The organism is bacterium, from assembly GCA_037131655.1.
Taxonomy (GTDB): Bacteria; Armatimonadota; Fimbriimonadia; order Fimbriimonadales; family JBAXQP01; genus JBAXQP01.
In genome coordinates this window covers 1-3,286 of record JBAXQP010000300.1, presented here as the reverse complement: position 1 = coordinate 3,286, position 3,286 = coordinate 1, and the positions used below count along the sequence as shown (strand labels likewise).

The window sequence follows — 3,286 nt, the reverse complement described above, 5'->3', positions numbered from 1 at the left end:
GGATAGCCAACTGGCGCCATTATTGACTTCATCGTCCCATCGTCTGATCAACCACCCCTGTTGTAGCGGAGAGGCGCATATCACAGCGATATCATGCTTCTTTGCCACAGGAATAATGGCCTGTTCGGCTTCGCGCCATAGCAAGCTGTAGTTGAATGCGCTCAAAACCACGTCGAACTGGCCGGTATCCATCACATTCGCCATCTCGTAGGCAGTGGTGCCGCCTAACCCAAGGAACTTAATGAGGCCCTCATCTTTAAGCTCTTGCATAAGCTCGGTCACAGGACCGGTGAAGTTCTTGTAGTCGTCGTACCAATCATATTGGCCCGGGCGATCAGGCTCGTGGATCATAAGGATGTCCACCGAGTCAAGGTTCAGGTTCTTCAAACTGTCCTCGAAACTCTTGCGCAAGGCAGCCTTGTCCTTCGGGTTGAATGGCCAGGGGCGTCCGCCGAATTTCGTCTCTACCATAATAGGCCTTTTACATGCCTTCAAAGCGGTTCCGAGCCTGTCCTCACTATCGCCATAACCTGCTGCTGTGTCCACCAGGTTAATACCCGCGTCCAATGCCATCGTCAAAACAGGGATTGGCTCCGAGGTAAATGCGAAGCCGAGAGAGACTTCACTTACCTGAAGTCCGGTCCTTCCAAACTTTCTGTATTTCATAATTTCTCCATTAATCAAATAGTAATCCGACTTTGAAGGCCTCCTTCGAGGCCAGTAGCTCGAAGCCCTTAGCGGCTTCCGTGAAGTGTAGTGTATGGCTAACAAACTCTTTACCGGGTATCTTGCCCGCCTTCACTAAAGGCAAGACCTCCGCATCCGCAGTGGCCTCATTAGGACCAACGGACGAAACCCGAGGGTCATCAAGTAGCGGCGAACGTCCCTGGCTATCCGGAGGAACGCCATAGATGCCCACTTCCCCACCCGGCGCAAGGCTATCCAAGCAGTCTTGTAGGACTGAGTTCTCCCCAATCGCCTCAATCGCATGGGTCACACCAACGCCGGTAATCTCCCTAACGGCCTGCGGAACACTTTGCTTTGCGTTGTTAATCGCGTGGGTTGCCCGGCCAAAGTCAATCGCTCTCTGGCACGCCTCATCACGACGTCCAACGACAATCACCTTATCGCAGCCAAGATACTGTGCCCAAAGTGAGAACGACACCCCAACAGGCCCCGTGCCATAAATAAGAACTGTATGCCCCGGCCCTACCTTCCAATTACGCAAAAATGAGAGCGTCTCTTTGAGTGTGATGCACTGGGTCAGCGCCATCGCATCCCAATCGGGTGTAGCGACCGTCTGATCGGGCGTATAAGACAAGGTCTTCCCTTCATCTTCCGCCTGTGCACGTGCATCATGCGCCAAACCGTATTCAACGAATGACCCGAACAAGCTTCTTAGCCCAATCTCAGGATAGTCACCCACGCGAGGCCGTGTGACTAAATCACCTATCTTATAAAGCCGAACCTTCGACCCTACTTCAACCACGCGCCCCACAGCTTCATGCCCCAGTATGCCGGGCAAAGGCCCGCAGAACTCGCCATGCAAGATCTTCTGGTCGGTACTATTGCAAAGACTAGCCGCCGTCACCTTAATCAGCGCCTCATAAGGCCCCGGTACTGGCATCGGCACATTATCCCAAATCGCAACCTTATTCCCAGCTTCCGCCACAATCGCCTTCATCGCCATAACCCCTCCAAATCACCAAGTCTCAAATGCCTACTTTACAACGCCCGCAAGCCCAAAGTCAACCGTTTACGAGATGCTAGAGGAAGAATTCGCAGCCATACCAAATAGCAAGCAGGAGATTCATCCCTCTGTGTATAATTATTTAATAGACATATACACGAGAGGAGAGGAGATGAAATACTTTCCAAAAATTCTAATAATTGCATGCACGTTCACTGTAATAGCCTTTATGTTGGGAATCATCTGTACGTGGTATGCAAATACTTCCCATAGCAAAAAACCCATCACCACTTTGCATCAAGCTGCAGAAGATGGGAATGTTGAAGTGATAGTATCCCTGCTCAGTAAAGGTGCAGACATCAACGCTAAGAACAAAAAGGGCTATTCAGTGCTTATGGATGCGATACTCTACGGGCGTGCGAAAGCAATAAAGCTCTTGATAGAGAAAGGTGCTGATGTCAATGTGAAGGGGCCCTACGGCTCAACAGCGCTTATGACAGCTACCTTTTCAGGAAACAGTGAAGCTATAAAGCTTCTGATTGAGAAAGGTGCGAACGTCAATGCTCAAGCTAATAATGGCTCTACTTCACTTATTATTGCAGCCCAAAAAGGAAATTCTGCGATTCTTAAGCTCCTTATCGAAAATGGCGCTGATATCAACGTAATGCATGTTAACGGAATGACGCCGCTCATTTACATGTCATCGTGGGGAAGTGTAGAATCCGTAAAACTTCTCATCAGTAAGAAAGCGGATATCAATGTCAAGGATGCTGAAGGTAATACTGCTCTCAGTATGGCAATCAAGAACAATTGTACAGAAATCATCACCCTCCTTCGCAAAGCCGGGGCGAAGGAATGAGTCTTATCAGCCATAAGTGTCATTGCGTGGGATGCCTTGTACCCGTGGCAATCTCCTTCTGGCATGGCTTATTGCACGGGGTCACCTCCCAGACAGACTCCACGCTTTGCTCTGAGTGACACAACTGCGTTGTGTTTGGTTGGGGGTGGTGATTGTTATAGGGAATACGTCATACCCAAAGGGGGCATGGGACATAGCCCCATACACACGCAGAGTGTCCAAAAGGGGGCCAGGGGGCGAAGCCCCCTACACCGTCAGGTGTCATTCAAAGCCGAAGGCGTGGAATCTGTCTGGTTGCAAACGGATGGCACAGTAGAACCTTAGGTCAAAAGGAAACAATTCCTGACAGACTCCAAGCTCCGCTCTGAATGGTACAACTTTGTTGTGTTGGGGTGGGGTTGGAGTTTGTTATTGGTCATGGCACAGTCTTAAAGCGGGCATGGGCTGCAATCCCCTGATTTTGTGGGTTACAGAACCTGATCCCACCGGTCAAATGTATAGGAGCGCAGCTTGTTGTGCTCGTCGAAGTGCAGGAAGACCAACAAGTCAATGCTGTAGGGGCCGTAGCTGAAGGTAATGCCGTTCGCGACGGTGCGTTGGACCATTCTTATCGTTCTGGACTTCTCATCCTTATTCAAGGGGTCAGCTTTGACGGTATAGGCCGTGTGTTCGATGTGGTTCTTATCGAGATAAGCGGTGACCTCCTTCGGGCTTGCGCCTATTAGATGCGCTTTGTC

The 3,286-nt window shown here is 50.3% G+C and carries 4 protein-coding genes; 1 reads left to right on the top strand and 3 read right to left on the bottom strand.

What is annotated here, in order from left to right:
• Together WCO51_11490 and WCO51_11485 are read right to left on the bottom strand one after the other, a co-directional pair.
• Positions 1–666: aldo/keto reductase (locus WCO51_11490; protein MEI6513877.1), on the bottom strand; the 666-nt coding region annotated here is incomplete at its 3' end.
• Positions 667–676: 10 nt separating this feature from the next.
• Positions 677–1,690: a zinc-binding dehydrogenase gene (locus tag WCO51_11485; protein ID MEI6513876.1), complete on the bottom strand. Its 1,014-nt coding sequence runs from the start codon at positions 1,688–1,690 to the stop codon at positions 677–679.
• A 172-nt stretch (positions 1,691–1,862) separates the two neighbouring features.
• Between WCO51_11485 and WCO51_11480 the strand changes: the two genes are divergently transcribed.
• Positions 1,863–2,549 carry an ankyrin repeat domain-containing protein gene (locus WCO51_11480; protein ID MEI6513875.1) on the top strand — a complete coding sequence of 229 codons (687 nt, stop codon included), beginning with the start codon at positions 1,863–1,865 and terminating at the stop codon, positions 2,547–2,549.
• 467 nt (positions 2,550–3,016) lie between these two features.
• Here WCO51_11480 and WCO51_11475 read toward each other — a convergent pair.
• The coding region (locus WCO51_11475) for a hypothetical protein (protein MEI6513874.1) at positions 3,017–3,286 on the bottom strand (270 nt) is incomplete at its 5' end.